We start from the raw sequence: 26,237 nt of genomic DNA on the forward strand, positions 1-26,237 counted from the left end.
GTTCATCAGGCGTCGACCAGGTTCCGCTCGTCAGCCGCCGCGCGCATGGCCTTCTGAAGCTTCTCGAAGGCCCGGACTTCGATCTGGCGGACGCGTTCGCGCGAGACTCCGTACTGGCCGGCCAGCTCTTCCAGCGTCACCGGATCGTCCTTGAGACGACGCTCGGTCAGAATATGCTTCTCGCGGTCGGTCAGCTCCTGCATCGCTTCCTCGAGCAGGCCCATGCGGATCGACTTCTCTTCGCTCTCGGCCAGGGCGGTTTCCTGCGACACTGCGGTGTCATCGGCCAGCCAGTCCTGCCACTCGCTTTCGCCGTCCGATCGGATTGGAGCGTTCAGCGAGGAGTCGCCGCCGAGACGGCGGTTCATGTTGGTGACCTCTTCCTCGGACACGCCCAGCTTGGTGGCGATGGCGGAGAGGTGTTCCGGACGCAGATCGCCCTCCTCGAAGGCAGAGATCTGGCTCTTGGCCTTGCGCAGGTTGAAGAACAGCTTCTTCTGCGCGGCGGTGGTGCCCATTTTCACGAGCGACCAGCTGCGCAGGATGTATTCCTGGATCGAGGCGCGGATCCACCACATGGCGTAGGTCGCGAGACGGAAGCCCTTGTCCGGGTCGAATTTCTTGACGGCCTGTTGACGGCCTGCATCAGGCCGACGTTGCCCTCGGAGATCACCTCGCCGATCGGCAGGCCGTAGCCGCGATAACCCATGGCGATCTTGGCCACGAGACGCAGGTGCGAGGTCACCAGACGGTGGGCGGCCTCGGGGTCCTGGTGCTCGGTCCAGCGCTTGGCGAGCATGAACTCCTCGTCCTTCGCCAGCATCGGAAATTTGCGGATTTCCGTCAGGTATCGCGAAAGCCCCTGTTCAGGCGACATCACCGCGAGTGATCTAGCTACAGCCATATGGTCCCTCCGACCGTCAAAACGAGCGGGCTCTCCGGAAGCGGCCACCCGATGTGCGCCGTCGCCTCACCCCTCAACCGATGAAATAGGGTCGGGTTTCCGCCTTTGTCAGAGGCGGATCGTCACACCGCGGCGTGACCGTTGCCCCGGCGCCACGGCACCGAATGACGGACGTATACCGGATAGTGCGTCCTTAATCAAGACGGACTAGAGCCGGGCCAGGCCTTCTTCGAGCACCCGCATGTCTTCGGGAGGCGGGGTTTCGAAACGCAGGGCCTCTCCCGTGATCGGATGGACGAAGCCGAGGATCGCCGCGTGGAGGGCCTGGCGGGTCAGGCCAGCCGCGGCGATCGCGGCGCGCACGAGGTTGGCGGGACTGCCGGTGCCATAGACCGGGTCGCCCAGCAGGGGCGCGCCCTTCGAGGCCATGTGGACCCGGATCTGGTGGGTGCGGCCGGTGTGCAGGGTGCAGGCCACGCGGGCGGCGAGGGGCGGGGCGGCGGGGCGGCTGCCCTTCTGGGGCGCGGCGCCGAAGAGCCGCTCGACGACATAGTCGGTGATGGCTTCGCGTCCGCCGGTTCTCAGCACCGCCATCTTCTTGCGGTCGCCAGTCGAGCGGCCGAGGTTGGAGACGATGCGGCCCTTCTCCGGCTGTGGCGCGCCGCGGGTCAGGGCGATGTAGGTCCGTTCGATGTCGTGGGCGGCGAACAGGGCCGAGAGACCGGCATGGGCCGCGTCGGACTTGGCGGCGACCATCACGCCGGATGTGTGCTTGTCCAGCCGGTGTACGATGCCCGGGCGGGCGACGCCGCCGATGCCGGACAGGGACGTCGCGCAATGGTGAAGCAGGGCGTTGACCAGGGTGCCGGTTTCACTACCGGGCGCCGGATGGACGGCCATGCCAGCCGGTTTGTCGACGACGATCAGGTGGGCGTCCTCGTACAGCACCGTGAGGGCGATCGCTTCGGGTTGCGGAATGGCGGAGACGACGGCTGGCAGGGCGATGGCGTAGAGGCCAGGCTGGGCCTTTCCGGAGGCCACGGATACGGGCTCGCCGTCACGGCTGACGACGCCTTCGGCTAGGAGGGCCTGCAGCCGCGCGCGCGACAATGTGGGGAAGATGTCGGTCAGGGCCTTGTCGAGACGGACCCCGCCCGTCTCGAGGCGCGCCTCTAGGATGGTGGCGCTTTCCTCATCGGCGAGGAGGTCTTCAGAAAGGAGAGGTTCGTCGGACAAGGGCGGCTCCGCCGCTCAGCGGGCGGTCGCTGATCTAGCACGGCGGGCAGCCTGAAATACAAGGCGCGCTTGGCGGCTCTCCCGTTCTGAGTCATGGTTAAGCTTGGCTTTACGGAGGGAGGGTCATGCGATCGTGGATTCTCGCGGCTGCCGCAGGCGGCGCGGTCATGGTTCTGGGCAGTTGCGCGACGATGAGCGCGGAGCAGTGCATGGCCGGGGACTGGTCCGGACAGGGCTTTGCGGACGGCGCGGCGGGCCTGACCATGAGCCGCCTCAACGACCATGCCGAGGCCTGCGCCAAACACGGGATCACGCCCGACGCCGCCGTCTATGGCGCGGGACGCGAGCAGGGCCTCGTCCAGTATTGCAGGCCGGATCGCGGGTTCAGGGAGGGCCGCGCCGGTTCCAGCTACGGCGGGGTCTGTCCATCGTATCTGGAAGCGGACTTCCTTCCCGCCTATCGCGACGGACAGATCGTTCATCAGGTCGAGCAGGCCCTGGTCAACGTTCGCAGCCAGGCGGACTCGCTGGGGAACCGGCTGGAGGAATTGGACGACAAGATCACGGCCAAACAGGCCGAGGCGCGGGCCGAGGGGCTGACCGACCAGCAGCGCGAGACGATCCGCAACCGCATTCAGGAGATCCGGCGCGAGCGCGCGGACACCGAGCGGGAATGGCGCCGGGCCCAGGATGCGATCGACGACGCCGAGCGCGACGTCCGGGACGTGCGCTGGCGTTTCCAGGGTCAATACGGCGGCTGGTAGGGCGTCGGGGCGCCGCGATCAGGCGCGTCAGGCGGCCTTGGACGTGGTCGAGCCGAAATGCGGGTTCAGCTCGCCCCTGGCGTAGCGCTGGGCCATCTGGGCCGTCGACAAGGGGCGGATCTTTGACGCCTGGCCTTCGCAGCCGAACTGGACGAAGCGCTCCTGGCAGAGTTTGCGCATCGCCTCCTTGGCCGGTTTCAGATAGGCGCGCGGGTCGAACTCGCCGGGCTTCTCGGCGAGGATCTTCCGGATCGCGCCGGTCATGGCCATGCGGTTGTCGGTGTCGATATTGATCTTGCGCACGCCGTGCTTGATGCCGCGCTGGATTTCCTCGACCGGCACGCCCCAGGTCTGGGGCATCTCGCCGCCGTACTGGTTGATGATGTCCTGGAGGTCCTGCGGAACCGACGATGATCCGTGCATGACCAGATGGGTGTCGGGCAGGCGGCGGTGGATTTCCTCGATCACATTCATGGCCAGGACGTCGCCGTCGGGCTTGCGCGTGAACTTGTAGGCGCCGTGGCTGGTGCCCATGGCGATGGCCAGGGCGTCGACCTGGGTCTCGCGCACGAAGTCCACGGCCTGATCCGGGTCGGTCAGCAACTGCGAGTGATCCAGCTTGCCCTCGAAGCCGTGGCCGTCCTCGGCCTCGCCCATGCCGGTTTCCAGCGAACCCAGCACGCCCAGTTCGCCTTCGACCGAGACGCCGCAGCTGTGGGCCATCTGGACCACCCGACGGGTGACGTCGACGTTGTACTCGTAGCTGGCGGGAGTCTTGGCGTCCTCCTCCAGGGAGCCGTCCATCATCACCGAGGTGAAGCCGTACTGGATGGCCGTGGCGCAGGTCGCCGGGCCGTTGCCGTGGTCCTGGTGCATGCACACCGGGATGTGCGGATACAGCTCCGCGAGGGCGTCGATCAGCTTGGCCAGGACGATGTCGTTGGCGTAGTTCCGGGCGCCGCGGCTGGCCTGGATGATGACGGGGGCGTTGACCGCCTCGGCCGCCTCCATGATGGCCAGCCCCTGCTCCATGTTGTTGATGTTGTAGGCCGGCAGGCCGTAGCCATTCTCGGCCGCGTGATCGAGAAGCTGTCGCAGCGTGATGCGCGCCATGGGGTGTCTCCTGAGCCCGTATGTTTTGCCGGTGGTTTAGCCGCACCGCGCCTTGAAGTCACGCAATGTAACAACGCAAACCGTCAGGTCCGGAGCGCCTCGACGCCGGGCAGGGGCTTGCCTTCCATCCATTCCAGGAAGGCGCCGCCGGCGGTGGAGACGAAGGTCATGTCGTCGGCCACGCCTGCGTGGTGCAGGGCCGCGACCGTGTCGCCGCCGCCGCCGACCGCGGTCAGGACGCCGGCCTTGGCCAGGGCGGCCGCATGGTGGGCGACCGCGACGGTGGCCGCATCGAACGGCGGCACTTCGAACACGCCCAGCGGCCCGTTCCAGATCAGCGTCTTCGAGGCGGTCAGGGCGTCGACCAGGCGGGCGACGCTGGCCGGGCCGGCGTCGAGGATCTTGTCGTCGGCCGACAGCGGCTGGCCGGCGACAACGGGGCGGGCGGCCGCGCCGGGCTTGACCTCGGTCGCCACGACGAAGTCGACGGGGAGCAGTATCTGGCACCCCCGGGCCTCGGCCTCGGCCAGAATTTCGCGGGCCGTGTCGGCCATGTCGCGCTCGGCCAGCGATCCGCCGATGTCGATCCCCTGGGCGAAAAGGAAGGTGTTGGCCATGCCGCCGCCGATGGCGAGGCGGTCCAGCTTGCCGACCAGGTTCTTCAGCAGGTCCAGCTTGGTCGAGACTTTGGCCCCGCCGACAATGCCCATGACCGGCTTTCGCGGCTTGCCCAGGGCCGCGTCGAGGGCGTCCAGCTCGCGGCGCATCGACTCGCCGGCATAGGCCGGCAGCAGATGCGCCAGGCCCTCGGTCGAGGCGTGGGCGCGGTGGGCGGCGGAGAAGGCGTCGTTGACATAGACGTCGCCGAGCTCGGCCAGTTGTTTCGCAAAGGCCGGGTCGTTGGCTTCCTCGCCGGCGTGAAAGCGGACGTTCTCGAGCAGAACCACCCCGCCGAGCGGCACATCGGCGATCATGGCCTTCGCCTCGTCGCCGACGCAGTCGGTGGCGAACCGGACCGGGGCGCCGAGCAGATGCTCGAGGTCGTCGACCACCGGCTGCAGGCTCATCGACGGGACGACCTTGCCCTTGGGTCGGTCGAAATGGGCCAGCAGGGCGACCTTGGCCCCCGCATCGCGCAGCCTGTTGATGGTCGGCAGGGCGACGCGCAGGCGGGTGTCCTCGGTCACCTTGCCGTCCTCCATCGGAACGTTGAAGTCCACCCGGACGAGGGCGGTCTTGCCGGCGAGGGAGGGGGCGTCGTCGAGGGTGCGGAAGGTCATGCTTTTTCTCCTCCGCTCATCCCGGCGAAAGCCGGGACCCAGTGCTTTCGAGAGGCACAACGACCGGGATCACGAGCGGTGCGAAACTGGACGCGGTCATCGCCCAAAGGACTGGATCCCGGCTTTCGCCGGGATGAGCGGATCGTTTGGTGCTAGATCAGCTTGCTCATCACCAGCGCCGTATCGGCCATCCGCGTCGCGAAGCCCCATTCGTTGTCGTACCAGGTCAGGACGCGGGCCAGCTTGCCGTCGACGACCTGGGTCTGGGGCAGGGCGGCGGTGCTCGAGGCGGCGATGTGGTTCAGGTCGGTGGACACCAGCGGCTCGATCGTGGTCGCCAGCACGCCCTTCATGGGGCCGTCGGCGGCGGCCTGGAGGGCGGCGTTGATCTCTTCCACCGTCACCTCGCGGCCGGCGACGACCTTGAGGTCGACGACCGAGACGTTCGGGGTCGGGACGCGGATCGAGGAGCCGTCCAGCTTGCCCTTCAGGGCCGGCAGCACGAGGCCGAGGGCCTTGGCGGCGCCGGTCGAGGTCGGGATCATCGACAGGGCGGCGGCGCGACCCCGGTAGAGGTCCTTGTGCATTGTATCCAGCGTCGGCTGGTCGCCGGTGTAGGCGTGGATGGTGGTCATATAGCCGCGCTCGATCCCGAACAGGTCGTGCAGGACCTTGGCGACGGGGGCCAGCGCGTTGGTGGTGCACGAGCCGTTGGATACGATGATGTCGTCGGCCGTCAGCGTCTCATGATTGACCTTGAAGACGATGGTCTTGTCGGCGCCGTCGCAGGGAGCCGAGACCAGCACGCGCTTCGCGCCGGCGGTCAGGTGAGCGGAGGCCTTCTCCTTCGTCGTGAACAGGCCGGTGCATTCGAAGGCGATGTCGACGTTCAGCTCCTTGTGCGGGAGCTTGGACGGATCGCGCTCGGCCGTGACCTTGATCTTGCCGAGGCCGACGTCGATCCAGTCCGCGCCGGTCTCGACCGGGCCCGGGAACCGGCCGTGCACCGAATCGTAGCGCAGCAGGTGGGCGTTGGTCTCGACCGGGCCCAGGTCGTTGATCGCCACCACCTCGATGTCGCGACGGCCGTGCTCGACGATCGAGCGCAGGACGAGGCGGCCGATGCGGCCGAAACCATTGATGGCGACGCGGACGGTCATGGGGCGGTCTCCGAAGAAGGGCTGAATGTCGGCGCTTCAATGGAACCGGCGGGCGCGAGGATCAACCCCGCGCCCGTAACAAGGCGTGATCAACTGTAACGCTTCCGGTCAGTCGGTGCGTCGCGCGGGCGGGCCGGGACCGCCGAGGCCGAGCGAGTCCATGGTCGCGACCTGGCCGGCGACGTCAGGGCGTCTCAATCGCGGGATTGACAAGGGGAAGGTTCAGCCGAGCGGTCAGGCCGCCGCCGGAACGGCTGGTCAGGGTCACGTCGCCGCCAAAGGCCCGCGCCGCCTGTCGGGCCACGGTCAGGCCCAGTCCGGCTCCGCCCGTTTCGCGACTGCGCGAGCGTTCGGCGCGCTGGAAGGGTTCGAACACGGTCTCCAGCTCGCTTTCGGGCAGGCCGGGGCCGTCGTCCTCGACCCGGATCACCGCCTGGCCCCCTTCCGTCAGCGCCGTCACCCGGGCCGCGTCGCCGAATTTGACGGCGTTGGCGATCAGGTTGGCGAGGGCGCGGCGCAGGGCGGCGGGACCGGCCTCGACGGGCAGGACGGCCCCGTTGGAGAAGGTGACGTCCGCGCCGGTTTCGGAGAAGCCGCCGGCGCAGTCCTTCGCGAGCTCGGCCAGGTCGAATCGTTCGCGCCGCTCGGGCGTCGCCTCGCCGCGGACATAGGCCATGGCCTGGGCGATCAGGGCGTCCATCTCCTCGATATCGGCGGCCATGCGGTCTCGCACCGCCTCGGGGGCCTGTTCGGCCCGGAACCTCAGCCGGGTCAGGGGCGTGCGCAGATCATGGGCGATGGCGGCGACGGTCTGGGTGCGCCGGCGCATGTGGTCGCGCAGGGACGCCTGCATGTCGTTGAATGCCTGGATGGCGGTGCGAACTTCGGAAGGGCCGGACGGCGTCAGCGGCTCGGCGTCGGGGTCCGCGCCCAGTCGCTCGGCGGCATCGGCGAAGACCCGGATCGGCCGGGTCAGTCGCCGCGCCATGAACCAGACCAGCGGCGCCAGCAGCAGCATGGATATGGCCAAGGCCAGCAGCACCCGCTGCTGCCACGGCGACAACAGGCCGCGCGGCGGCTCGACCGTGGCCCAGCGCCCGTCGGGCTGCAGCACCGAGGCGGCGAAGGGCGCGAAGGTCAATCGGTCGGCCAGGACCGTGAACTGCCGTGTCTCGCGGTCGATGATGAAGGCGCCGCCCGAACTGTGCGGCATGACGTGACGCATGTTCAGCTGGGCCCGGATCTCGGCGCCTTGCCGCATCACCGTCACCTCGCGCGGCACAGCCGGAGCGGGCGGGGCGGGCGGCGGGGGCGGAGACGGAGGGGCCGGCGGAGGCGGCGTGCGGCGTGGGCCATGCACGAAGACGAAGTTGAGATGATCCCTTACGGCGGCGTCCGACGGTTCGCCCCCGCGTTTCCTCGGCCGGTCGTGATCGACCCGGACCCGCACGGTCTCCTGCTCGACGCCCAGCCGCTGGGCCAGACCCGCCGTAATGGCCATGGCCATGGGGTCGATCTGCTCGTCCGGGCCTACCGTGGTCGGTCTGTCGGTGAAGCGTCGCCGCAGCGCCCGGCCGTCCGAGGTTTCGGCCGGTTCGCCTTTCAGCGCATTGGCCGCGGCCTCGATGCTGAAGCCCGCGGGGCGGGGCTCCGGGGCCAGCACCACGACCCCGAAAGCCACCGCCTGGGACATGACGACAGCCAGAACCGCCAGCGCCGCCACCTGGACCAGGACGGGAAAGGACGAGGGCCGCCTCACGCGGCGCCCCGGACGCCGGCCAGCCGCTCGACCTTGACGTCGAACATGTATCCTTCGCCGCGCAGCGTCTGGATCATCTCGAGGCCCGAACCGTCGTCCAGCTTCTTCCGCAGCCGGCTGATCTGCACGTCCATGGCCCGGTCGAAGACGTCGGCGTCCGCTCCGCGCGCCCGTTCCAGCAACTGGTCCCGGGTCAGCACCCGGCCCGGCCGCTCGGCGAAGGCCCGCAACAGGGCGAATTCTCCCGCCGACAGGGCGACGGCGCGCCCGTCGGGCCGCGTCAGCTCCCGCCGCAGCAGATCCAGCCGCCAGCCGGCGAAGGCCAGCGCCGGACCCTCGGCTGCGGTTTCTTCGCGCGGACGGCGCAGAACGGCGCGGACGCGGGCCAGCAGTTCGCGCGGATTGCAGGGCTTGGCCAGATAGTCGTCGGCCCCCAGTTCCAGCCCGATGATCCGGTCGGTGTCCTCGCCCATGGCCGACAGCATCACGATCGGCGGTCCCCCCTTGCCCGACAGGCGGCGGCAGACCGACAGCCCGTCCTCGCCGGGCATCATCAGGTCCAGCACGATCAGGTCGGGCGCCTGGCGCGCGACGGCCCGGTCCATCTCTGCGGCCGAGGCGGCGCCGGTCGCGTCATAGCCGTGCTGGCTCAGATAGTCGCACAACACCTCGCGGATGCCGGGATCGTCGTCGACGACGAGAATGCGGGGGGCGGCCTCGGCTTGCATGACGGCCATTGTGGCGGACCGGGCGCTCGCCGTCATTTCAGCGTTGAAACATTTCTCCGCCGGCCTGAAACACGGGCGAAAGGGCGGCATGGTCGAACTGCGTCGCTCCACAACGGGAACCAACGCCCATGCTGACCCTGATCGCCCTGTCCGCCCTCCTGATGCAGGACCATCCCGCCCCGCCGGCTCCACCCGCGCCCCCGGCCCCGCCCGAGGTCCACACCCGCTTCATGATGATGGGCGACGGGCCCGGCGCCCTGGACAAGGATGGCGACGGCCAGGTTTCGCGCGAAGAGTTCGCCGCGCCGATGAACGACCATTTCGCCCGCATGGACAAGGACCGCGACGGCCGCCTGTCGACCGAGGAAATGTCGGCCGGCCATGGCGCGGGCGGGCACATGTTCCTGCGCGGTCCGGGCGGCGAGGGCAGCCCGGGCGCGCGCCACGTCGAAGTCCGGCGCTCCGGAGCGCCGGGCGGGCATATGGAGCACGAGATCGTCATTCGCGGTCCCGGCGGTGAGGGCGGTCCCCACATCCTCCATCTGCCGCGCGGCGCCGACGGCCCCGGCGAGCACAATGTCATCGTCCGCCGGCTCGGCGGCCCGGACGGCGAGCACAGGATGGACGCCGACAATGACGGCCGCATCAGCGAGGCCGAGTTCACCGGGCCGCTTCGTGAAGCCTTCGCCCGCATGGACGCCGACCACTCGGGCTTCATCGAGGAAGGCGAACGCGGTCAGGGCCACGACATGCAGGTCTTCACCCACCGGATCGAAACGCGACAGGGCGATGACGAGTGATCCGTTCAGCGACTTCGTGATTTGAAACTCGGCGAAGGCGCCCTCTAATGGCGCCATGATCTTCCGTCGCCTGTTTGAACGACTGGCCGTGTCAGCCGCGATGAGCCTTGCGCTCTTCGCGGCCCCGGCGTTCGCGGGCGATCCCGCGATCGCTCCGGCGGCCTCGGTCGCCGCCCCTGTCACGCCCAGCCGCGAACGCGTCCGGATGAACCAGAGGGTCTTCGACCATATCTGGAACGAGGTGCGGCGCGAATACTATGACCCGCACCTGCACGGGGTGGACTGGAACGCCGCGCGCCGGACGTGGCGGCCCGTGGCGCTGGCGGCGCGGGATGACCGGACCCTGTACCGGTCGTTGCGCGGGATGCTGGACCTCCTGGACGACGAACACGCCGGCGCCGCCCCGCCGGCGGTGGCCCGGCGTCAGGATCAGCTGCGCGGACGCCGCGCCGCGATCGGTCTGTCCATGCGCGCTGACCGGGACAATCAGGACATCTATGTGGTCGAGGAGGTCCGCGAGGGATCGCCCGCGGCCGAAGCGGGCGTCGGCGTCGGCTGGCGGCTGATCGCCGACGGCGTGGCGGGATGGACCCCTGAACAGGATGTGATCGAGGGCCGACCCGTGGTCCTGGCGCTGGTCGACGCTGACGGAGCCGCCCGCCCGACCGTTCTGAACCCCCGGGTGATGGAGCCGCGCCCGGCCTTCGTCGCCGACCGCACCCGCCCCGGCTTGCTGGTTCTCAAGGTCGAGGCCTTCGAGCAGGGCCTGGGCCGCTGGATGGGCGAGCAGCTGGCCGGTGTGACGCCGGACATCGACCTGGTCCTGGACCTGCGGGGCAATCCCGGCGGACGGTTGATGGAGGCGGACGCCGTGCTGAGCTGCTTCCTGCCGACAAACCGGGCGTGGGCGACCCGCACGTCACGGACGGGCCGGAGGGTCGAAATGAGGACGACCGGCGGATGCGGCGAACTGACGGCCCCCGTCGCCAACGATGTGGCGGTGCTGGTCGACAACCAGAGCCGCAGCGCCGCCGAACTGACGCCGGCCGCCCTGCAGGAAGCCCGCCGCGCCGTCGTCGTCGGAGCGCCGACAGCCGGGGCCGTGCTGATCTCGCGGGAGACGCAACTGCCCGACGGCGGCCGGCTGACGCTCAGCCGGGCCGATTTCGTGACCTCGGGGGGCGTGCGGCTTGAGAGGCGCGGGGTGAAGCCCGACGTGACGGCTTCCGGGACTGCCGAGGACCGGCGGGTGGGACGCGATCCGGTCCTTGAGGCGGCCGTGGCGGCGCTGGCCGGCGCGGCCCCTGAAGAACGGGCCCTGTCGATCCGCGCCGCGCCGCTCTAGCCTCGGCGGATGATCTCCTTTCCACGGGCGACAACGCCCGCGGTCTTACTGATCGTCGTCCTGTGCGGCTGCCAGTCCCTTCCGTATGCGGACGACCGCGCGATCCCTTCGCCCGTGGTGGTCGCCGATGGATCGACCGAGCGAACCGCGCTCAATACGGCGGTCTATGACGCAGCCGTGGCCCTGGTCACCCGCAGATTCTATCGCCGGGACTTCGGTGGCCTGGACTGGCCGTCGCAGGCGGCCGGGCTCCGCGAGACGGCGATCGCCCGGCCCGACGAGACGGAGTTTTACCGGGCCCTCAATACGACTCTTGCGTTGCTCGATGATCCGCACACCAACGCCCTCGCCCCGACGGCTCACCTGCGCCGGCAACAGGCCCGGCTGGCGGAGGGGCCGCAGCTTGGTCTGACCCTCACGCGATCCGGGGAGAGGTTCATCGTCACCCGCATTCGTCCCGACGGGCCGGCGGCGGAAGCCGGCGTGCGGCTGGGCTGGCGGGTCGAGACAGTGGACGGGGCGGCGTTCGAGCCCGGCCGCGCCCATCTCGAGGCTCCCGGCGTATGGCGCTTCACGGACGCCGATGACGCCGTCCATGAACTCGCCCTCGCGGCCCGCCCGATGCCGCGGGCCGCGCCCCTGGTCCATCGGCGGCCGGATGGAGTGCTCCTCGTCCAGTTCGACGAGTTCGATCGGGTCACGCGCGAGGCCGTGCTGGATCGGCTGAAAGCCGAGCTCGTCGACACCCCCTCCGCGGTCATCATTGATCTGCGCTACAACGGCGGCGGGCTCGACTCGGAAGTCGGACGTCTGTTGTCCCCGTTCTTTGACGCCGGCCTGACGTACGGCGTCGCCGAGTTCGGCTGGCTGCCGGACCGACGCCTTCGCACGCGCGCCGCGCCCGTACATTTCGAGGGACCGATTTCGGTTCTGACCTCGCGTCAGTCCGCGAGCGGGGCGGAGCTGTTCGCCGCCTTCGTGCAGGAGCAGCGAAGAGGCCCCGTCGTCGGCGGCGCGACAGCGGGCGCGGTGGTGGGGTCGCGCCTTTTCGCCCTGCCGGACGGGGGCCGATTGAGCGTCGGCGTCGTCGCTTTCCGCACCGGATCGGGGACTGTGCTTGAACGGGTCGGCGTGACGCCGGACGTGCCTGTCGAGCCCTCGGATGCTGATCTCAGGTCCGGACGCGATCCCGTGCTGGAGCGCGCAGTCGAGGTGTTGCAGCGACCCTAGGCCGGAACCACCCGCACCCTGGACGCGGCCTCTCGCGCACGCTCGCGCGCCTCGTCGGTCGTCGCCCCGCGCGCGGTCGCCACGCCCATGCGGCGGCGCTCATAGCTTTCCGGCTTGCCGAACAGGCGCAGGTCGGCGGTCGGCACGGACAGGGCCCCGGCGACACCCTCGAAGGCGACGCCGACGGCGTCCATGCCGCCGTAGATCACCGCACTGGCGCCGATGTCGCGCTGGCTGACGTCGACGGGCAGGCCCAGGATGGCGCGGGCATGCAGCGCGAACTCGCTCATCGTCTGGGTCGCCAGCGTCACCAGTCCGGTGTCGTGCGGGCGCGGCGACACCTCCGAGAACCAGACCTGGTCGCCCTTCACGAACAGCTCGACCCCGAACACGCCCAGGCCGCCCAGCGAATCCGTGACCTTGCCGGCGATGTCCTGCGCCGCGGCCAGCGCGGCCGGCGTCATCGCCTGCGGCTGCCAGCTCTCGACATAGTCACCCTTGACCTGCCGGTGGCCGATCGGAGCGCAGAAGTCCGTCCGCACGGCGCCGTCCCGCATCGAGCGGACCGTCAGCAGGGTGATCTCGAAATCGAAGTCGATGCGGCCCTCGACGATGACCGTCGCCGTCTCGACCCGACCGCCGGACTGGGCGTAGGCCCAGGCGTCGGCGACCTGATCAGGGGACTCGACGAAGGACTGGCCCTTGCCCGAGGACGACATCACGGGCTTGACGAAGACCGGCAGTCCGATGCGCTCGGCGGCGTCCGCCAACTCGTCAGCCGATGAGGCGAAGGCGTAGGGCGATGTCGGCAGGCCCAATTCTTCCCCCGCCAGCCGCCGGATGCCTTCCCGGTTCATGGTCAGTTGGGTGGCGCGAGCCGTCGGGATGACCACCGCATGTCCCGCCGCCTCGATCTCGGCCAGGACGTCGGTGGCGATGGCCTCGATCTCGGGCACGATGATGTGGGGCGCCTCCGCCGCGATGACTCCGGCGAGGATGTGCGGGTCGGTCATCGGAATGACGTGGCTGCGGTGCGCCACCTGCATGGCGGGGGCGTTGGCGTAGCGATCGACGGCGATGACCTCGACGCCGAGCCGCTGCAGTTCGATCGCGACCTCCTTGCCGAGCTCCCCCGCCCCCAGAAGCATGACGCGGATGGCGGTGTCGGACAGCGGGGTTCCGATACGCATGGTCAGTCTCCGGTGCTGGCGGGTTCGATCAGGTCCCAGGCGTTGCCGTACAGGTCCTCGAACACCACCACCTTGCCATAGGGCTCGTGGCGCGGCGTCTCGCGGAAGGCGACGCCCGCGGCCGACCAGGCCACGTGGTCGCGCGTCAGGTCGTCGGTCTCGAGAAACAGCCAGACGCGATCGCCCGCCTGTCGCCCGACAGCCTCGCGCTGGGCGTCGGTCGTCGCCCGCGCCAGCAGCAGCGAGGTCTGGCCGCCGGGCGTGACCCGCACCCAGCGCTTGCCGCCGCCCATGTCCGTATCCTCGCTCAGCGCGAAGCCGAGTTTGCCGACAAAGAAGGCGATGGCCTCGTCGTAGTCGCGGACCAGCAGGGTGACGGCGCCGAGATGGGCCATCAGCCCTGCAGCCGCGCCTTGACCGCCGCGACCACGGCGTCGGTCGTGATGCCGAATTTTTCGTACAGGACCTCGGCCGGGGCGCTCGCCCCGAAGCCGGTCATGCCGACGAAGCCGCCGTCCTCGCCGATGAACCGCTCCCAGCCTTGCTGGATCGCGGCCTCGACAGCGACCCGGACCGTGCCGCGGCCAATGACGCTGTCCTGATATTTCTTCGGCTGCTGGAAGAAGAGCTCGAAGCACGGGACGGAGACGACCCGCGTCGGCGTGCCTTCGGCCTCCAGTGCATCGGCGGCGGCCAGCGCCAGCGCCAGTTCCGTGCCCGTGCCGAACAGGGTGACCTTCGCTGCGCCCCTGGCGGCGCGGATTTCATAGGCGCCGCGGGCCGACAGGTTCTCCGACGCCGAGACGGTGCGGACCGCCGGCGTCTTCTGCCGCGACAGGGCCATGGCCGACGGAGCGGCCTTGTGCTCCAGCGCCGCCTGCCAGCATTCCATGGCCTCGACAGTATCGGCCGGGCGGAAGACCAGCAGGTTGGGGATGGCGCGCAGGGCGGCCAGATGCTCGACCGGCTGGTGCGTGGGGCCGTCCTCGCCCAGTCCGATGCTGTCGTGGGTCAGGACGTGGATGGCCCGCACCCCCATCAGGGCGCCGAGGCGGATGGCCGGGCGGCTGTAGTCCGAGAACACCATGAAGGTGCCGCCGTAGGGAATGACCCCGCCGTGCAGGGCCATGCCGTTCATGGCTGCGGCCATGCCGAACTCGCGGATGCCCCAGTTGACGTAGCGACCCTCATAGGTCGGCGCGTCAAAGATCGGCGTACCCTTGACGAAGGTGTTGTTCGAGCCGGTCAGGTCGGCCGAGCCGCCGATCAGCTCGGGGATGGCGGCGAACAGTTCGTCCAGTGCGGCGCCCGAGGACTGGCGCGTGGCCTGGGCCGGCTTCGTCTCCACCAGTTCGGCGATCCGGGCGTGCAACTTGTCGAAGGCGCCGGCGGGCAGGTCACCCTTCATGGCGCGGGTGAAGTCCGCGGCCTGCGACGAATCGTTCAGGCGGGCTTCCCACGCCTTGCGCGCCTTGGCGCCGCGGCGTCCGACCTTCTTCCACGCCTTGTCGACGGCCTCGGGCAGTTCGAACGGCTCATGCGTCCACGACAGGCCCAGGCGCGTGGCGGCGATCTCGGCTGCGCCCAAGGCTGCGCCGTGGGTCTTGTGGCTGCCTTCCATGGTGGCGGCGCCGCGGCCGATCTTCGTCTTGCAGGCGATCAGGGTCGGCCGATCCTGTTTCGTCGCCCACTGCAGCGCTGACTTGATGGCCTTCATGTCATGGCCGTCGACGGCCTTCACGGCCCAGCCCGCGGCCTTGAAGCGCGCCTTCTGGTCGGTGGCGTCAGACAGCGACACCGCGCCGTCGATGGTGATCGAATTGTCGTCCCACAGAACGGTCAGCTTGTTCAGTCGGTAGCGGCCAGCGAGGGCGATCGCCTCCTGCGACACGCCTTCCATCAGGCAGCCGTCGCCGGCGATGACCCAGGTGCGGTGGTCGACCAGATCGTCGCCGAACCGCGCCGCCAGATGGCGCTCGGCCATGGCGAAACCGACGCTGTTGGCCAGGCCCTGACCCAGCGGGCCGGTGGTGGTCTCGACGCCGGGCATATGGCCGAACTCGGGGTGACCCGCCGTCTTCGAGCCCCACTGGCGGAAGTTGGACAGTTCCTCCTTCGTCGCGGCCTTGTAGCCGGTCAGGTGAAGCAGGGAGTAGATCAGCATCGACCCGTGCCCGGCCGACAGGATGAAGCGGTCGCGGTCGGCCCAGTCGGGACGGCTCGCGTCGAACTTCAGAAATTTCGAGAACAGCACCGTCGCCACGTCGGCCATGCCCATCGGCATGCCGGGGTGGCCGCTCTTCGCCTTTTCGACCCCGTCCATGGAAAGCACCCGGATGGCGTCGGCCATCTGTCTCGGGGTGGCCTTTTCGGATGCGTTTTTGGCGTCGGTCACGGGGAGGACCTTTCGTCGGGAGGCGGAAAAAAGGAAGCGCGCCGCTTTACCCCGGCGTGCGCGCGGGTTCTATACGGATTCTGGAGGATGTGACCCGAATGGATGCTGCTTCGGCCGCCAAGGACCGTGTCGACCGCGCGCTGGCTCTGCTCGAGCGCCGGCTGCTGGAGCTCAAGGGTCGCGCGGCCGGATCCAGCCGCGTGCCGGACGACGATCTGTTCGCGCCCGAGCCCTCGACCGAAACCGACCGCGCCCGCATCCATGATCTGGAAGCCGCCGGCCGCGACGCCGCCGAGGCCCTGTCCCGCGCCGCCGACGCCATCCGCGCCAGCCTGTCCGAACAGGAGGCCCGCTGATGGCGACAGTGACCGTCGAGATCAACGGCCGCCCCTACGCCGTCGGTTGCGCTGACGGCCAGGAGGACCGCGTCCGCACCCTGGCCGGCCAGTTCGACGGCCATGTGCGCCAGGTGGCGGGCGAGGTCGGCCATGTCGGCGACATCCGCCTGTTCCTGATGGCCGGCCTGATGCTGGCCGACGAACTGCATGAGGCGCGCGCCAACGGCGGGGCCGCGCCTGCGGCCTCGGGGGCCGCCAACACCGACGGCGTGGCCGAGGCGTTGAACGCCGTCGCCGCCCGGCTCGAGAAAATCGCCCAGGGCCTTTGACGTCCGGCCATTGTTCCGCCCCGGCGGAACGACTATCTTGTCCGACGGCGGGTCTTGCTGCGGCCCTCGTCGAAGGCAACATTTCCTTGCGACCTTAATTCACTCGAAGGGAGCTGTCCCTGACCAGGCTCGTGGGCTTGGGCACACGGCGCCCACCTGGCTACCCAGGTCGAGAGGATTTAAACGTCCTTCACGGTTCTTGCGGCGCCGCCAACCTCTCCTCCTTTTTGCGCCATCTCTCGGCTCGCGGAGCCTCGCTGCCTGAGCGCGTGCGGCGACGCTTGAGCCGCCAGGGTCCGCGCGCTAGGGCTGCCGGGCGTGTTCGACGCGGCCGGGCGGTGTCTTCCATGACCGACAAGCATCAGCTGCGCGCCGCGATGCGGGCCACGCGCAAGCGTCTGGCCGGACTGGACGCGGGCGCGGCCGGCCGCGCCGCCGAACAGGCCGGCGCCCTGCCGCCGGGACGGATCGTCGCCGTCTACCGCGCCATCGGCTCTGAACTGGACGTTGACGCCCTGTCCCTCGCCCTCAGCCGGGCGGGGCGGGAACTCTGCCTGCCGGTGGTCATGGAGCGGGACGCCCCCATGATCTTCCGCCGCTGGTCGCCGGGCGAACCGCTCGAGCTCGACGAGGCCGGCGTTCCGGCGCCGTTCCCGCTGGCCGAGATCGTGGACCCGGACCTGATCCTGACCCCGCTGCTGGCCTTCGACGCCGAGGGCGGACGGCTGGGGCAGGGGGGCGGCTACTATGACCGGACCTTCGCCGCGCGTCCGGATGTCCTGCGCATCGGCTTCGCCTACGCCGGCCAGGAGGTCGAGCGTCTGCCGGTCGAGGCGCACGACATTCGTCTGCATGGCGTTCTGACCGAGACCGGCTATAGACCCTTCGCATGAGACTGGCTTTTTTCGGTGATGTCGTCGGCAAGTCCGGACGCGATGGCCTGAGCGACCACCTGCCCGGCCTGAAGCGCGACCTGAAACTCGATTTCGTGGTGGTCAACGCCGAGAACGCCGCCGGCGGTTTCGGCATCACCGAGAACACGGCGCGCGATCTGTTCATGGCCGGCGCCGACTGCCTGACCCTGGGCAACCACAGCTGGGATCAGCGCGAGGCGCTGACCTACATCGTCCGCGAGCCGCGCCTGATCCGCCCGCTGAACTATCCGCGCCTGATGGACGCGCCTGGAGCCGGCGCCAATCTGTTCGAGACCCACAGCGGCAAGACCGTGCTGGTCATGAACGTGCTGGGCCGCATCCACATGGACCCGATGGACTGCCCGTTCAGCGCCGTCGAGAAGGAACTTGCCGCCTGTCCGATGGGTATGGCGGCAGACGCCATCATCGTCGACATGCATTGCGAGGCCACCTCGGAGAAGATGGCCATGGGTCATTTCTGTGACGGCCGCGCCTCGCTGGTGGTCGGCACCCACACCCATGTCCCGACCGCCGACTGTCAGATACTGCCCGGCGGCACGGCCTACCAGACCGACGCCGGCGGCTGCTGCGACTACGACAGCGTCATCGGCAACGAGAAGGAAGAGCCCCTGCGGCGGTTCACCACCCGCCTCTCGGGGGGGCGCTATGTTCCCGCCCATGGCCCGGCCACGGTCTGCGGCGTCTATGTCGAGACGGACGACAGGACCGGGCTGGCCACGCGGGTCGAACCGATCCGGGTCGGCGGGCGGTTGAGTCAGGCGATTCCCGTCCTGGCTTGACGCAAGAACGCCGCCGCGGCCGTCGCCTTAGTCGCTCAAGTCTTCAAACCGGGTCGTCGAAATCCCACCAAATCCGTCGTCGAATTCCCCGTCGTCCGCGGACGCCTCAGGCCGGGACGATCCGGGCGTCGCCGCTGGCCACGGCCAACTTCGCCCGGGTCGTCAGCACGCCGCCCTTTTCCGACACCTTGTCCAGCACCTTGAACTCGGTCTGCCAGCGCTCGGGCGTGACATCGCAGACGACATAGCCGCGCTGGGCGTTGTTGAATTTCAGGAACGGATTGTCGGCCAGATAGCGGCGTCCGTCGGCCCGCTGGTCCTGACCGTCGCCCGATGAGCTGATCGATGTGGTGACGAACTCCGAGGCGATCGGCGCGCCCTCGGGGTTGCGGCTGTCGCGGTGCAGTTCACCGGCATAGTTCTGGTGCTCGTCGCCGGTCAGGACGACGGTGTTGCCGATACGGCGTTCGCGCAGCCGGTCCAGCAGCCGCTGGCGCGGGATCGAATAGCCGGCCCAGGTGTCCAGGTTGTAGCCCGGCTCGGGGCCTTCCTTGCGGTCCAGGTCCATCACCATGATCTGCTGCGCCAGCACTCTCCAGTGCGCCCGCGACTGGTCGAGGTTGCGGTACAGCCAGGCCTCCTGGGCCTCGCCCAGTACCTGCGCGTCCCGCGCGGCGACCCCCGCGCAGGTCGTCGCCCAGGCGTCGTCGCAGGGCTGGTTCGAGCGGTGGGAGCGGGTGTCGAGGAAGTTCAGGTCGAGCAGGTCGCCCCATGACGAGCGCCGGTACAACTGCATCTCCGACCCGCGCGGGAAGGCCGACCGGCGCAGCGGCATATGCTCGTAAAAGGCCTGGGCCGCAGCCTGACGCCGCAGCAGGAAGACCTCGGGTGGCACCCCGTCGTCCATGTCCGAAACCCAGTTGTTGGCGATCTCGTGATCGTCCCAGGTCACATACCAGGCCGTCGCCGCGTGGCTGGCCTGCAGGTCCGTGTCCATCTTGTACTGGGCGTAGCGGCGCCGGTAGTCCTCCAGGCTGTAGGTCTCGCCGCCGAAATGCTGGCGCGGGTTCTCCATCGTCCCGCCCGACCCCGAATAGGTCCGGCTGCCGCGCCCCTCGTAGATGTAATCGCCATAGCAGTAGACGAAGTCGAGATCTTCGGCCGCCGCCTTGCGGTGAGCGGTGTAGAAGCCCTGCTCGTAGGCTTGGCAGCCCAGCACGCCGAAGCGGGCCCGGGCGACGGCCGAACCGGCCGCCGGCGCGGTTCTGGCCCGGCCCGTGGCCGTGCGCTCGGTTCCGGCGCTGAAGCGATAGAAATAGTCCCGGCCGGGCTCCAGTCCCTCGACCTCGACATGAACTGCATGGCCCATCTCGGGCCGGGCGACGGCCTCACCGTTCCGCACGACGCCGGAGAAGCCGCGATCCGTCGCGACCTCCCATTTCACCGCCACGGGCTGGGACGGCATGCCATGGCCGATCTCCAGCGGTCGGGGCGCGAGCCGGGTCCAGATGACAAAGCCGTCCGGTGCGGGGTCGCCGGCGGCGATTCCGAGCTGGAACGGATATTCGGAGAACACCGGATCGGCGAGGGCCTGACGGCCGGCGCCGGCCAGGGCGCCGCCGGACCCGAGGCCCAGCAGCAGTCCGCGACGGGACAGGGAATCGAATACCGACATAAGACCTCCGGAACGCGCTTGTCCCGACCTAGCCCGGAAATGTGACGGTCGTCACGGCCCCGTTACGGGCGCGGTGCGGCGGCGGGCTCCCACGCCTGCATTTCCGCGATCTCGCGAGTCCGGGCCGTCTTGATCTCCTGCGCCATTCGCCGGACCTGCGGGTCCCGGGAGCGAACCAGGGCGGCGTCCGCCATGGCCACGCCGTTGCGATGGTGTTCGATGACTCCGGCGACCCAGGTCCGGTCCATCTGGGCGGGATCGATCGCGGACGTCGTCGCGGTTTCCCGCACCGTCGCCGACTGGTTCGCCGCCGCCGTCTCGCGCAGGGCCTGCTGGACGGGATCGCCGCCGCCGTCGCAGGCGGTCACGGCCAGGGCCGCGAGCAGGATCGGGAGGCGCGGCGTCAACCCTCGATCCAGTTCGGCATCCACCCCTCGTGCATCTCGCGCAGGTGCTCCAGCGGCAGGCGGAACAGGTCGCCGTCCGCACTTCCGGAAGCGAAGTCCCGCCCCTTGGCCCGGCCGACCACCGAGGCGTGCAAGCCGGCTGTCTGGGCCGCCGCGATGATCCCGGTCGCGTCCGGCGTGGCGACCAGATAGCGCGCCTGGTCCTCGCCGAAGAGCAGGATGTGGGCGTGGGTCGCCGAGGTGGCGTCCAGCTCGATGCCGCAGTCCGAGGCCAGGGCGATGTCCGCCGCGGCCCCGATCAGGCCGCCGTCCGACAGGTCATGCACGCAGGTCAGGTCGCCGGCCTCGATCAGACCGCGCACGAAGTCGCCGGTCTTGCGCTCCAGCGCCAGATCGACCGGCGGCGGCGCGCCGTCCTCGCGGCCCAGCACCTCGCGGAGATAGATCGAGGAGCCCAGTTCCCCGACCGTCTCGCCGATCAGGACCAGTACGTCGCCCTCGACCATGCCGCCGAAGCCGACGACGACGTCATAGTTGGTCAGCAGGCCCACGGCCCCGACCGTCGGGGTCGGCGGAATGGCCGCGCCGTTGGTCTCGTTGTAGAGGCTGACGTTGCCGCTCACGACCGGGAAATCGAGCACCCGGCAGGCCTCGGCCATGCCGTCGATGGCGCGGACGATCTGGCCCATGATCTCGGGCCGCTGCGGATTGCCGAAATTGAGGTTGTCGGTGATGGCGATGGGCCGGCTGCCGACCGCGGTCAGGTTGCGCCACGCCTCGGCCACGGCCTGTTTGCCGCCCTCATAGGGATCGGCCTGGACGTAGCGGGGCGTGCAGTCCGAGGTCATGGCCAGACCCTTGTCGGTGCCATGCACCCGCACCACGCCGGCGTCGGCGGCGGTGGCCGAGTCCTGCAGGGTGTCGGCCATGACGTGGCGGTCGTACTGCTCCCAGATCCAGCGCTTGGAGGCCATGTCCGGGCAGCACACCACTTTGATCACCGCATCCACCCAGCTGTCCGGCGCCGGGATCGTCTTGGCGTCCAGCCGCGGCTGCAGCTCGGGCTGGACCCAGGGCCGGTCATACAGGGGCGCGTCATCGAACAGCGGGGCAAGAGGCACGTCGCAGACCGTCTCGCCGTGATGCTTGAGCACCAGCCGGCCGGTGTCCGTGGTCACCCCGATGACGGCGGCGTCCAGTCCCCACTTCTTGAAGATGCGGTGGCCGTCTTCCTCGCGGCCGGGCTTCAGCACCGCCAGCATCCGCTCCTGGCTTTCCGACAGCATCATCTCATAGGCCGTCATGCCCTCTTCGCGCTGGGGCACGGCGTCCATGTTCAGCTCGATGCCGACGGCGCCCTTGCCCGCCATTTCGACCGAGGACGAGGTCAGGCCCGCCGCGCCCATGTCCTGGATCGCCGCCACGGCGCCCGAGGCCATCAGCTCCAGCGTCGCCTCGATCAGCAGCTTCTCGGCGAACGGATCGCCGACCTGCACCGTGGGCCGCTTCTCGTCCGAGTCCTCGTCGAACTCGGCCGAGGCCATGGTCGCGCCGTGGATGCCGTCGCGGCCGGTCTTCGATCCGAAATAGACCACCGACAGGCCCGGAGCCGGCGCGGCCGAATAGAAGAGGGCGTCGGCCTTGGCCACGCCCACGCACATGGCGTTGACCAGGATGTTGCCGTTGTAGCCGGCGTGGAAATTGGTCTCGCCCGCCACCGTCGGCACGCCGACGCAGTTGCCGTAGCCGCCGATCCCCGAGACCACGCCCTTGACCAACCGCTTGGTCTTCTCATGCGACGGGTCGCCGAAGCGCAGGGCGTTCAGCAGGGCCACGGGCCGCGCGCCCATGGTGAAGACGTCGCGCATGATGCCGCCCACGCCCGTCGCCGCGCCCTGGTAGGGCTCGATGTAGGAGGGGTGGTTGTGGCTCTCCATCTTGAAGATGCAGGCGTCGCCGTCGTCGATGTCGATGACGCCGGCGTTCTCGCCGGGGCCGCAGATGACGCGCGGCCCCTTGGTCGGGAATTTGCCGAGGTGGATCTTCGACGACTTGTACGAGCAGTGCTCGGACCACATCACCGAGAAGACGCCCAGCTCGACGTTGTTGGGCTCTCGCCCCAGGCGGTCGAGGACGACCTGATATTCGTTCGGGGCCAGGCCGTATTCGGCGGCCAGTTCGGCCATGGTCTTCTGCGGAGCGCTCATGGGCGCGCCTTCTAGCCGTTCATGGAGCGGGTGTCAGCCGCCGCCGAGCGGAACATCGCGCGCGGCCGCCCATTGATCCCGGGAAGTCGAAGGAGGCTGCCATGACCGACCAACCGATCGATCCCGCCGCGACGCCCGAAGATCCCGACGCGCCGGAGATCGCCGCCGACGACGCCGGAGCCTCCGCCGCCGCCGAGCGGGCCTCCAGAAACGCCGCCAACGACGATCAGACGGACGGCGACTAGGCCGGGGGCGCTTCGCGCCGTTCGACGCCTTGACGCAGGCCAAGGCTCAGCACGATCGCCCCGACCAGCACGGCGACAGCCGCCCCTAGCGCGACATAGGCCAGGGGCGCGTTGCGCGGCTGTTCGGCGACAAAGGCGCCCAGCAGACCCCAGGCGATCGGAATGGCGTAGGCGAGAGTCCGGACCCGCTGGGTCACGGCAAGGGCGACGACGGCGACCACTACGATGGCGGTCGCCGCCCAGACGGTCGGCGACAGGACCGCTGGCAGGTCGCCGTTGCCGGTGGCCACGGTGATAAGGTTCAGGGGCGCCGCAACCGTCAGCCAACCCGCCAGGAGCGCCAGCGGCCAGACCACCATCCAGCGATCACGCTCGCGGATCGGCAGGGCGCGAATGGCGCCGGCGTTCTGCAACAGCGGAATCAGCAGCACCGCCAGCGAGCCGAAGATCAGCACGATGGTGGCGACCTCCGCATCCAGGGCCGCGGCGACGATCCACAGGCCGATGCCCGCGAACGCCAACGCCGACGGCCAGCCGAATCGATGGATCAGCAGACTTTCACCCGTCCGCGGCAGCACCTGCCGCACCGCATAGATCAGCAGGCCCAGATAGATGACACCCCAGATGGCGAAGGCGTAGCCGGCGACCTTCAGGGTCGCATCGCTGTCGGCCGAGAACTCGGCGGCCGTCTGGCCCCAGCCGAGGGCCATCTGCGCCTGGCCGACGATCACGGCGAAAAGCGCGGCCCCCAGAACGATCAGGCGACGTGTCATCTGGGCGGGGGTGGCGCGGACGATGGACGACATCGGGTTCTCCTCAGGACGCTTGCCCCTAGGTACGTCACGACGCGGCCAAGGTTGCACTGCGGGCCGGGAATGGAGACCCGGCGGTTTCGCAGGCAGACAATCCCCGCCGCCTGACGTTTCGCCTTGACGGAGGCCGCTCGCCGACCTCCGATCAGCGCATGGGTGAAGGTGATCAGCGAACGTTCGAATCCCGGCTGGCCGAGGCCGACCGGGCCCTGTCCGTCAATCCCCGGGATCTCCGCGCCCTGATCGCCAAGGGCGACGCCCTGGTCGGACTGGGGGATGCGCGGGCCGGGGCCAGCTTCTACAGCTCGGCCTTGCGTGGCGCCGCGGGCGGGGTCCCCGTCCCCCCCGATCTCGTGGAGGACCTGCGACGGGCGCAGACGGCGGTTCAGGATCAGAGCGCCCGCTTCCAGAATTATCTGACCGACAGCCTCGCCCGCTCCGGATTCGACGTCGCCACGTCCAGCGACCGTTTCGCCCTGTCGCTGGACCTGATGGCGGGCCGCAAGCGGTTGTATCTGCAGGAACCGCGCTTCTATCTGTTTCCCGGCCTGCCTCAGGTCCAGTTCCAGCCCCGCGAAACCCTGCCCTGGCTGGCGGCGGTGGAGGCGGCGGCCCCGGACATCCGGGCCGAGCTCGAGGCGCTTCTGGCCGAGCCGGACCTGTTCCGCCCCTATGTCGAGCCGCGCGCCGACCGGCCCAACACCGATGCGAAAGGCATGGCGTCGAATGCCGACTGGAGCGCCCTGTTTCTGTGGAAGGACGGTGAGGAGCAGCCGGAGATGGCGCGCCGCTGTCCCCGGACGCTCGAGGCCCTGGCCGGGGTTCCGCTGTGCCGCGTCCCGGGCCGGACGCCGTCGATCCTGTTCTCCCGTCTCAAGGCCGGCGCTCGCATCCCGCCGCACCATGGCCTGATCAACACCCGCCTGATCTGCCACCTGCCGCTGATCGCGCCGCCCGGATCGCGGTTCCGGGTCGGAAACGACATCCGTGAATGGAAGGAAGGGCAGGCCTGGGCTTTCGACGACACCATCGAGCACGAGGCCGCCAACGACAGCGGCCAGGAGCGCACCATCCTGATCTTCGACGTCTGGAAGCCCGAGTTGACGGAGGAGGAACGGGCCCTGGTGTCCGCAATGTTCCGGGCCATCGACGGCTATGGCGCCGGCGGCGACGCCTGGGGAGTCTAGGGCGCCGTCCTGCGAAGCGAACGGCTCAGGGTTCGCCGTCCTCTTTCGTGTCCGTGTCGTAGACGATGACCTGAATGGCCCCCTCGTGGGAGAACATCCGGCTGGTTGAGGCCTCCACGCCGGTGGTGAAGTTGGCGGTGCCGAAGCCGGTGTAGACCGTGGTGGTGCTGGTGCCCACGTTGATGGCCTCATAGCGGCGCCCCACCCGGGCAGGATCGCTCGTCACCAGAACGAAGGCCTCGCCGTCGCGGGGCCTGAACTGCACGGAATAGACCGGTCCCCGGTGGAAATAGTCCGAGGGCGCAAAGGTGCGCGTCACCCGGCCGCGCGCGTCCAGAACCGAAACCTCGGGCGACAGGATGCGCATCGCCTCCAGCAGGCCCCCCACGGCCAGGGTCTTGTCGCCGAGGTCGGCTGGCAGGGCATAGACGACATAGGGCGTCGCCATGCCCGCCCGCGTCAGGCAGGGAGTCTGCGGGCCGACGACGGTCGTCACCAGATAGCCGTTGGTCTCCTTCTCCGGCGTCAGGCTGACGGCTGCCGAAACGTCCGGCGACGCATGACAATCCTGTCGGACGTAGTCCAGCACCGGCGGCAGGGGCGGCGGCGTCGTGGCGCAGCTCGCCGTCAGCGCCGCTCCGGCGACAACGGCGAGGGCGGATTTTGGAACACCCATCGCGCTCGCCTAGCGCAGCAGCTGGATGGCGGTGTCGGCCACCTGGTTCAGGGCGTCCTCGATGCCGGCCGCCAGCCGGGCCGGGTCGGCCAGCAGGTCGCTGCGGTTGCGGAAAGCGTACTCCGGGTTGGGCGCGATGGTGATGATCCCCTGCATCGTGTTCAGCGGATTGTAGACGATCTGGTTCTCCATCAGGGTCGATCCGTCGGACACCTTGACCAGCCTCACCTTGGCCCCGACGGTCGGTCGGAACGGCTGGCCCGCGCCGGACGACATATAGCCGTAATGCACGACCGCGATGTCCAGCCAGGCGTCCGTGCCCGCCGGCGCGGTCGGATAGGTTCCCAGCCAGTCCCGCTTCTTGCGCGCCTCTCCGGGCAGAGGCGCCACCCGATAGCCCTCGGCGCTGAGCGCCGACATCAGCCGGGTTTCCAGCTCGCCTTCAGCGTCGAACTGGATGCCGGCGAGGGCGTCGTTGACGGCGTCCTGCCGTTCCAGCTGGATCCCCGTGTCGATCAGGGCCCCGATCAGGCCGAAATTCGATCCGACCGAGGCGACCTCATAGGCGATGGCCTTTTCGGGCAGGGAGTCCTCCACCAGGGCCACCCCTGTCACCCCCGCCGAGGCGCGGTCATACGGCGTCGCCACATAGGGCGAGGCGCACGCGCCAAGAGACAACGCGGCCACGAGGCCGGCAAGCTTACGATACATGGAAACCCCCCGATTACAGGGAGATATGGCCC

Annotated in this window: 25 protein-coding genes, 1 other RNA gene and 1 pseudogene; 11 read left to right on the forward strand and 16 right to left on the reverse strand. The window is 69.3% G+C overall.

Annotated elements, in window-relative coordinates:
* Positions 1 to 5 precede the first annotated feature (5 nt).
* Positions 6 to 904: pseudogene (rpoH, locus tag ASD25_RS25830) on the reverse strand (RNA polymerase sigma factor RpoH).
* Between the two features lie 207 nt (positions 905 to 1,111).
* Positions 1,112 to 2,140: an RluA family pseudouridine synthase gene (locus tag ASD25_RS25835; protein WP_055828302.1), complete on the reverse strand. Its 1,029-nt coding sequence runs from the start codon at positions 2,138 to 2,140 to the stop codon at positions 1,112 to 1,114.
* A gap of 125 nt (positions 2,141 to 2,265) precedes the next feature.
* Here ASD25_RS25835 and ASD25_RS25840 point away from each other — a divergent pair, with 125 nt between their 5' ends.
* A complete protein-coding gene (locus ASD25_RS25840; protein WP_055828305.1) occupies positions 2,266 to 2,904 on the forward strand; it encodes a DUF2799 domain-containing protein in 639 nt (212 codons plus the stop codon).
* Positions 2,905 to 2,931: 27 nt separating this feature from the next.
* Here the strand turns inward: ASD25_RS25840 and fba are convergent, their stop codons facing one another.
* The 5 genes from fba to ASD25_RS25865 form a co-directional block, all read right to left on the reverse strand.
* The gene (fba, locus tag ASD25_RS25845; RefSeq protein WP_055828309.1) at positions 2,932 to 4,017 is read right to left on the reverse strand and encodes a class II fructose-bisphosphate aldolase; all 1,086 of its coding nucleotides are present in this window, start codon (positions 4,015 to 4,017) and stop codon (positions 2,932 to 2,934) included.
* A gap of 83 nt (positions 4,018 to 4,100) precedes the next feature.
* On the reverse strand, positions 4,101 to 5,297 hold the full coding sequence (gene pgk, locus ASD25_RS25850; protein WP_055828312.1) for a phosphoglycerate kinase: 1,197 nt from the start codon (positions 5,295 to 5,297) through the stop codon (positions 4,101 to 4,103).
* 152 nt (positions 5,298 to 5,449) lie between these two features.
* Positions 5,450 to 6,457, reverse strand: a complete 1,008-nt coding sequence (gene gap / locus ASD25_RS25855; RefSeq protein ID WP_055828315.1) for a type I glyceraldehyde-3-phosphate dehydrogenase — start codon at positions 6,455 to 6,457, stop codon at positions 5,450 to 5,452.
* A 184-nt stretch (positions 6,458 to 6,641) separates the two neighbouring features.
* Positions 6,642 to 8,216 (reverse strand): ATP-binding protein, encoded by a 1,575-nt coding sequence (locus ASD25_RS25860; RefSeq protein WP_055828318.1) that lies wholly within the window; start codon positions 8,214 to 8,216, stop codon positions 6,642 to 6,644.
* A complete protein-coding gene (locus ASD25_RS25865) occupies positions 8,213 to 8,953 on the reverse strand; it encodes a response regulator (RefSeq protein WP_055828322.1) in 741 nt (246 codons plus the stop codon). The genes ASD25_RS25860 and ASD25_RS25865 overlap by 4 nt, the downstream gene beginning before the upstream one ends.
* Before the next feature lie 119 nt (positions 8,954 to 9,072).
* On the opposite strand from ASD25_RS25865, the gene ASD25_RS25870 reads away from it, so the two are divergent.
* From ASD25_RS25870 to ASD25_RS25880, 3 genes are read left to right on the forward strand one after another with little or no spacing between them, the layout of a single operon-like run.
* Positions 9,073 to 9,744 (forward strand): EF-hand domain-containing protein, encoded by a 672-nt coding sequence (locus tag ASD25_RS25870; protein ID WP_055828325.1) that lies wholly within the window; start codon positions 9,073 to 9,075, stop codon positions 9,742 to 9,744.
* 55 nt (positions 9,745 to 9,799) lie between these two features.
* A complete protein-coding gene (locus ASD25_RS25875; protein ID WP_055828328.1) occupies positions 9,800 to 11,089 on the forward strand; it encodes a S41 family peptidase in 1,290 nt (429 codons plus the stop codon).
* A gap of 9 nt (positions 11,090 to 11,098) precedes the next feature.
* Positions 11,099 to 12,319, forward strand: coding sequence for a S41 family peptidase (locus ASD25_RS25880; protein WP_055828330.1), 1,221 nt, complete (start codon positions 11,099 to 11,101; stop codon positions 12,317 to 12,319).
* Here the strand turns inward: ASD25_RS25880 and purT are convergent.
* From purT to tkt, 3 genes are read right to left on the reverse strand one after another with little or no spacing between them, the layout of a single operon-like run.
* The gene (purT, locus tag ASD25_RS25885; RefSeq protein ID WP_200943731.1) at positions 12,316 to 13,515 is read right to left on the reverse strand and encodes a formate-dependent phosphoribosylglycinamide formyltransferase; all 1,200 of its coding nucleotides are present in this window, start codon (positions 13,513 to 13,515) and stop codon (positions 12,316 to 12,318) included. The genes ASD25_RS25880 and purT overlap by 4 nt on opposite strands.
* Positions 13,512 to 13,904 carry a VOC family protein gene (locus ASD25_RS25890; RefSeq protein ID WP_055828335.1) on the reverse strand — a complete coding sequence of 131 codons (393 nt, stop codon included), beginning with the start codon at positions 13,902 to 13,904 and terminating at the stop codon, positions 13,512 to 13,514. Before ASD25_RS25890 ends, purT begins: the two co-directional genes overlap by 4 nt.
* Entirely contained in the window at positions 13,904 to 15,859 is a 1,956-nt protein-coding gene (gene tkt / locus ASD25_RS25895; protein WP_055829675.1) for a transketolase, read from the reverse strand. The genes ASD25_RS25890 and tkt overlap by 1 nt, the downstream gene beginning before the upstream one ends.
* A gap of 143 nt (positions 15,860 to 16,002) precedes the next feature.
* Here tkt and ASD25_RS25900 point away from each other — a divergent pair, with 143 nt between their 5' ends.
* The 5 genes from ASD25_RS25900 (at position 16,003) to ASD25_RS25915 (ending at position 18,285) form a co-directional block, all read left to right on the forward strand.
* On the forward strand, positions 16,003 to 16,260 hold the full coding sequence (locus tag ASD25_RS25900) for a hypothetical protein (RefSeq protein WP_055828338.1): 258 nt from the start codon (positions 16,003 to 16,005) through the stop codon (positions 16,258 to 16,260).
* Positions 16,260 to 16,571: a cell division protein ZapA gene (locus tag ASD25_RS25905; RefSeq protein ID WP_055828342.1), complete on the forward strand. Its 312-nt coding sequence runs from the start codon at positions 16,260 to 16,262 to the stop codon at positions 16,569 to 16,571. The genes ASD25_RS25900 and ASD25_RS25905 overlap by 1 nt, the downstream gene beginning before the upstream one ends.
* A 51-nt stretch (positions 16,572 to 16,622) precedes the next feature.
* Positions 16,623 to 16,783: non-coding RNA, 6S RNA (gene ssrS, locus ASD25_RS29850), on the forward strand.
* Between the two features lie 135 nt (positions 16,784 to 16,918).
* The gene (locus ASD25_RS25910) at positions 16,919 to 17,464 is read left to right on the forward strand and encodes a 5-formyltetrahydrofolate cyclo-ligase (protein WP_055828350.1); all 546 of its coding nucleotides are present in this window, start codon (positions 16,919 to 16,921) and stop codon (positions 17,462 to 17,464) included.
* The gene (locus tag ASD25_RS25915) at positions 17,461 to 18,285 is read left to right on the forward strand and encodes a TIGR00282 family metallophosphoesterase (RefSeq protein WP_055828353.1); all 825 of its coding nucleotides are present in this window, start codon (positions 17,461 to 17,463) and stop codon (positions 18,283 to 18,285) included. The genes ASD25_RS25910 and ASD25_RS25915 overlap by 4 nt, the downstream gene beginning before the upstream one ends.
* Positions 18,286 to 18,391: 106 nt before the next feature.
* Here the strand turns inward: ASD25_RS25915 and ASD25_RS25920 are convergent, their stop codons facing one another.
* The 3 genes from ASD25_RS25920 to purL all read right to left on the reverse strand — a co-directional run bounded on the left by ASD25_RS25920 (position 18,392) and on the right by purL (position 22,574).
* On the reverse strand, positions 18,392 to 19,960 hold the full coding sequence (locus ASD25_RS25920) for an alkaline phosphatase (RefSeq protein WP_055828356.1): 1,569 nt from the start codon (positions 19,958 to 19,960) through the stop codon (positions 18,392 to 18,394).
* 62 nt (positions 19,961 to 20,022) lie between these two features.
* The gene (locus tag ASD25_RS25925; protein WP_055828359.1) at positions 20,023 to 20,367 is read right to left on the reverse strand and encodes a DUF305 domain-containing protein; all 345 of its coding nucleotides are present in this window, start codon (positions 20,365 to 20,367) and stop codon (positions 20,023 to 20,025) included.
* Positions 20,364 to 22,574, reverse strand: a complete 2,211-nt coding sequence (purL, locus tag ASD25_RS25930) for a phosphoribosylformylglycinamidine synthase subunit PurL (protein WP_055828362.1) — start codon at positions 22,572 to 22,574, stop codon at positions 20,364 to 20,366. The genes ASD25_RS25925 and purL overlap by 4 nt, the downstream gene beginning before the upstream one ends.
* Positions 22,575 to 22,675: 101 nt before the next feature.
* Between purL and ASD25_RS30820 the strand changes: the two genes are divergently transcribed.
* Entirely contained in the window at positions 22,676 to 22,819 is a 144-nt protein-coding gene (locus ASD25_RS30820) for a hypothetical protein (RefSeq protein WP_156376909.1), read from the forward strand.
* Here the strand turns inward: ASD25_RS30820 and ASD25_RS25935 are convergent.
* Positions 22,816 to 23,625: a hypothetical protein gene (locus tag ASD25_RS25935; protein ID WP_055828364.1), complete on the reverse strand. Its 810-nt coding sequence runs from the start codon at positions 23,623 to 23,625 to the stop codon at positions 22,816 to 22,818. The two genes, ASD25_RS30820 and ASD25_RS25935, sit on opposite strands and share 4 nt — an antisense overlap.
* A gap of 158 nt (positions 23,626 to 23,783) precedes the next feature.
* Between ASD25_RS25935 and ASD25_RS25940 the strand changes: the two genes are divergently transcribed.
* On the forward strand, positions 23,784 to 24,818 hold the full coding sequence (locus ASD25_RS25940; RefSeq protein ID WP_055828367.1) for an aspartyl/asparaginyl beta-hydroxylase domain-containing protein: 1,035 nt from the start codon (positions 23,784 to 23,786) through the stop codon (positions 24,816 to 24,818).
* 25 nt (positions 24,819 to 24,843) lie between these two features.
* Here the strand turns inward: ASD25_RS25940 and ASD25_RS25945 are convergent, their stop codons facing one another.
* Positions 24,844 to 25,494, reverse strand: coding sequence for a hypothetical protein (locus tag ASD25_RS25945; protein WP_055828370.1), 651 nt, complete (start codon positions 25,492 to 25,494; stop codon positions 24,844 to 24,846).
* A 9-nt stretch (positions 25,495 to 25,503) separates the two neighbouring features.
* Complete coding sequence (locus ASD25_RS25950; protein WP_156376910.1) at positions 25,504 to 26,205, reverse strand: hypothetical protein; 702 nt, start codon at positions 26,203 to 26,205, stop codon at positions 25,504 to 25,506.
* Between the last annotated feature and the right edge of the window lie 32 nt (positions 26,206 to 26,237).

This window comes from Brevundimonas sp. Root1423 (assembly GCF_001426805.1).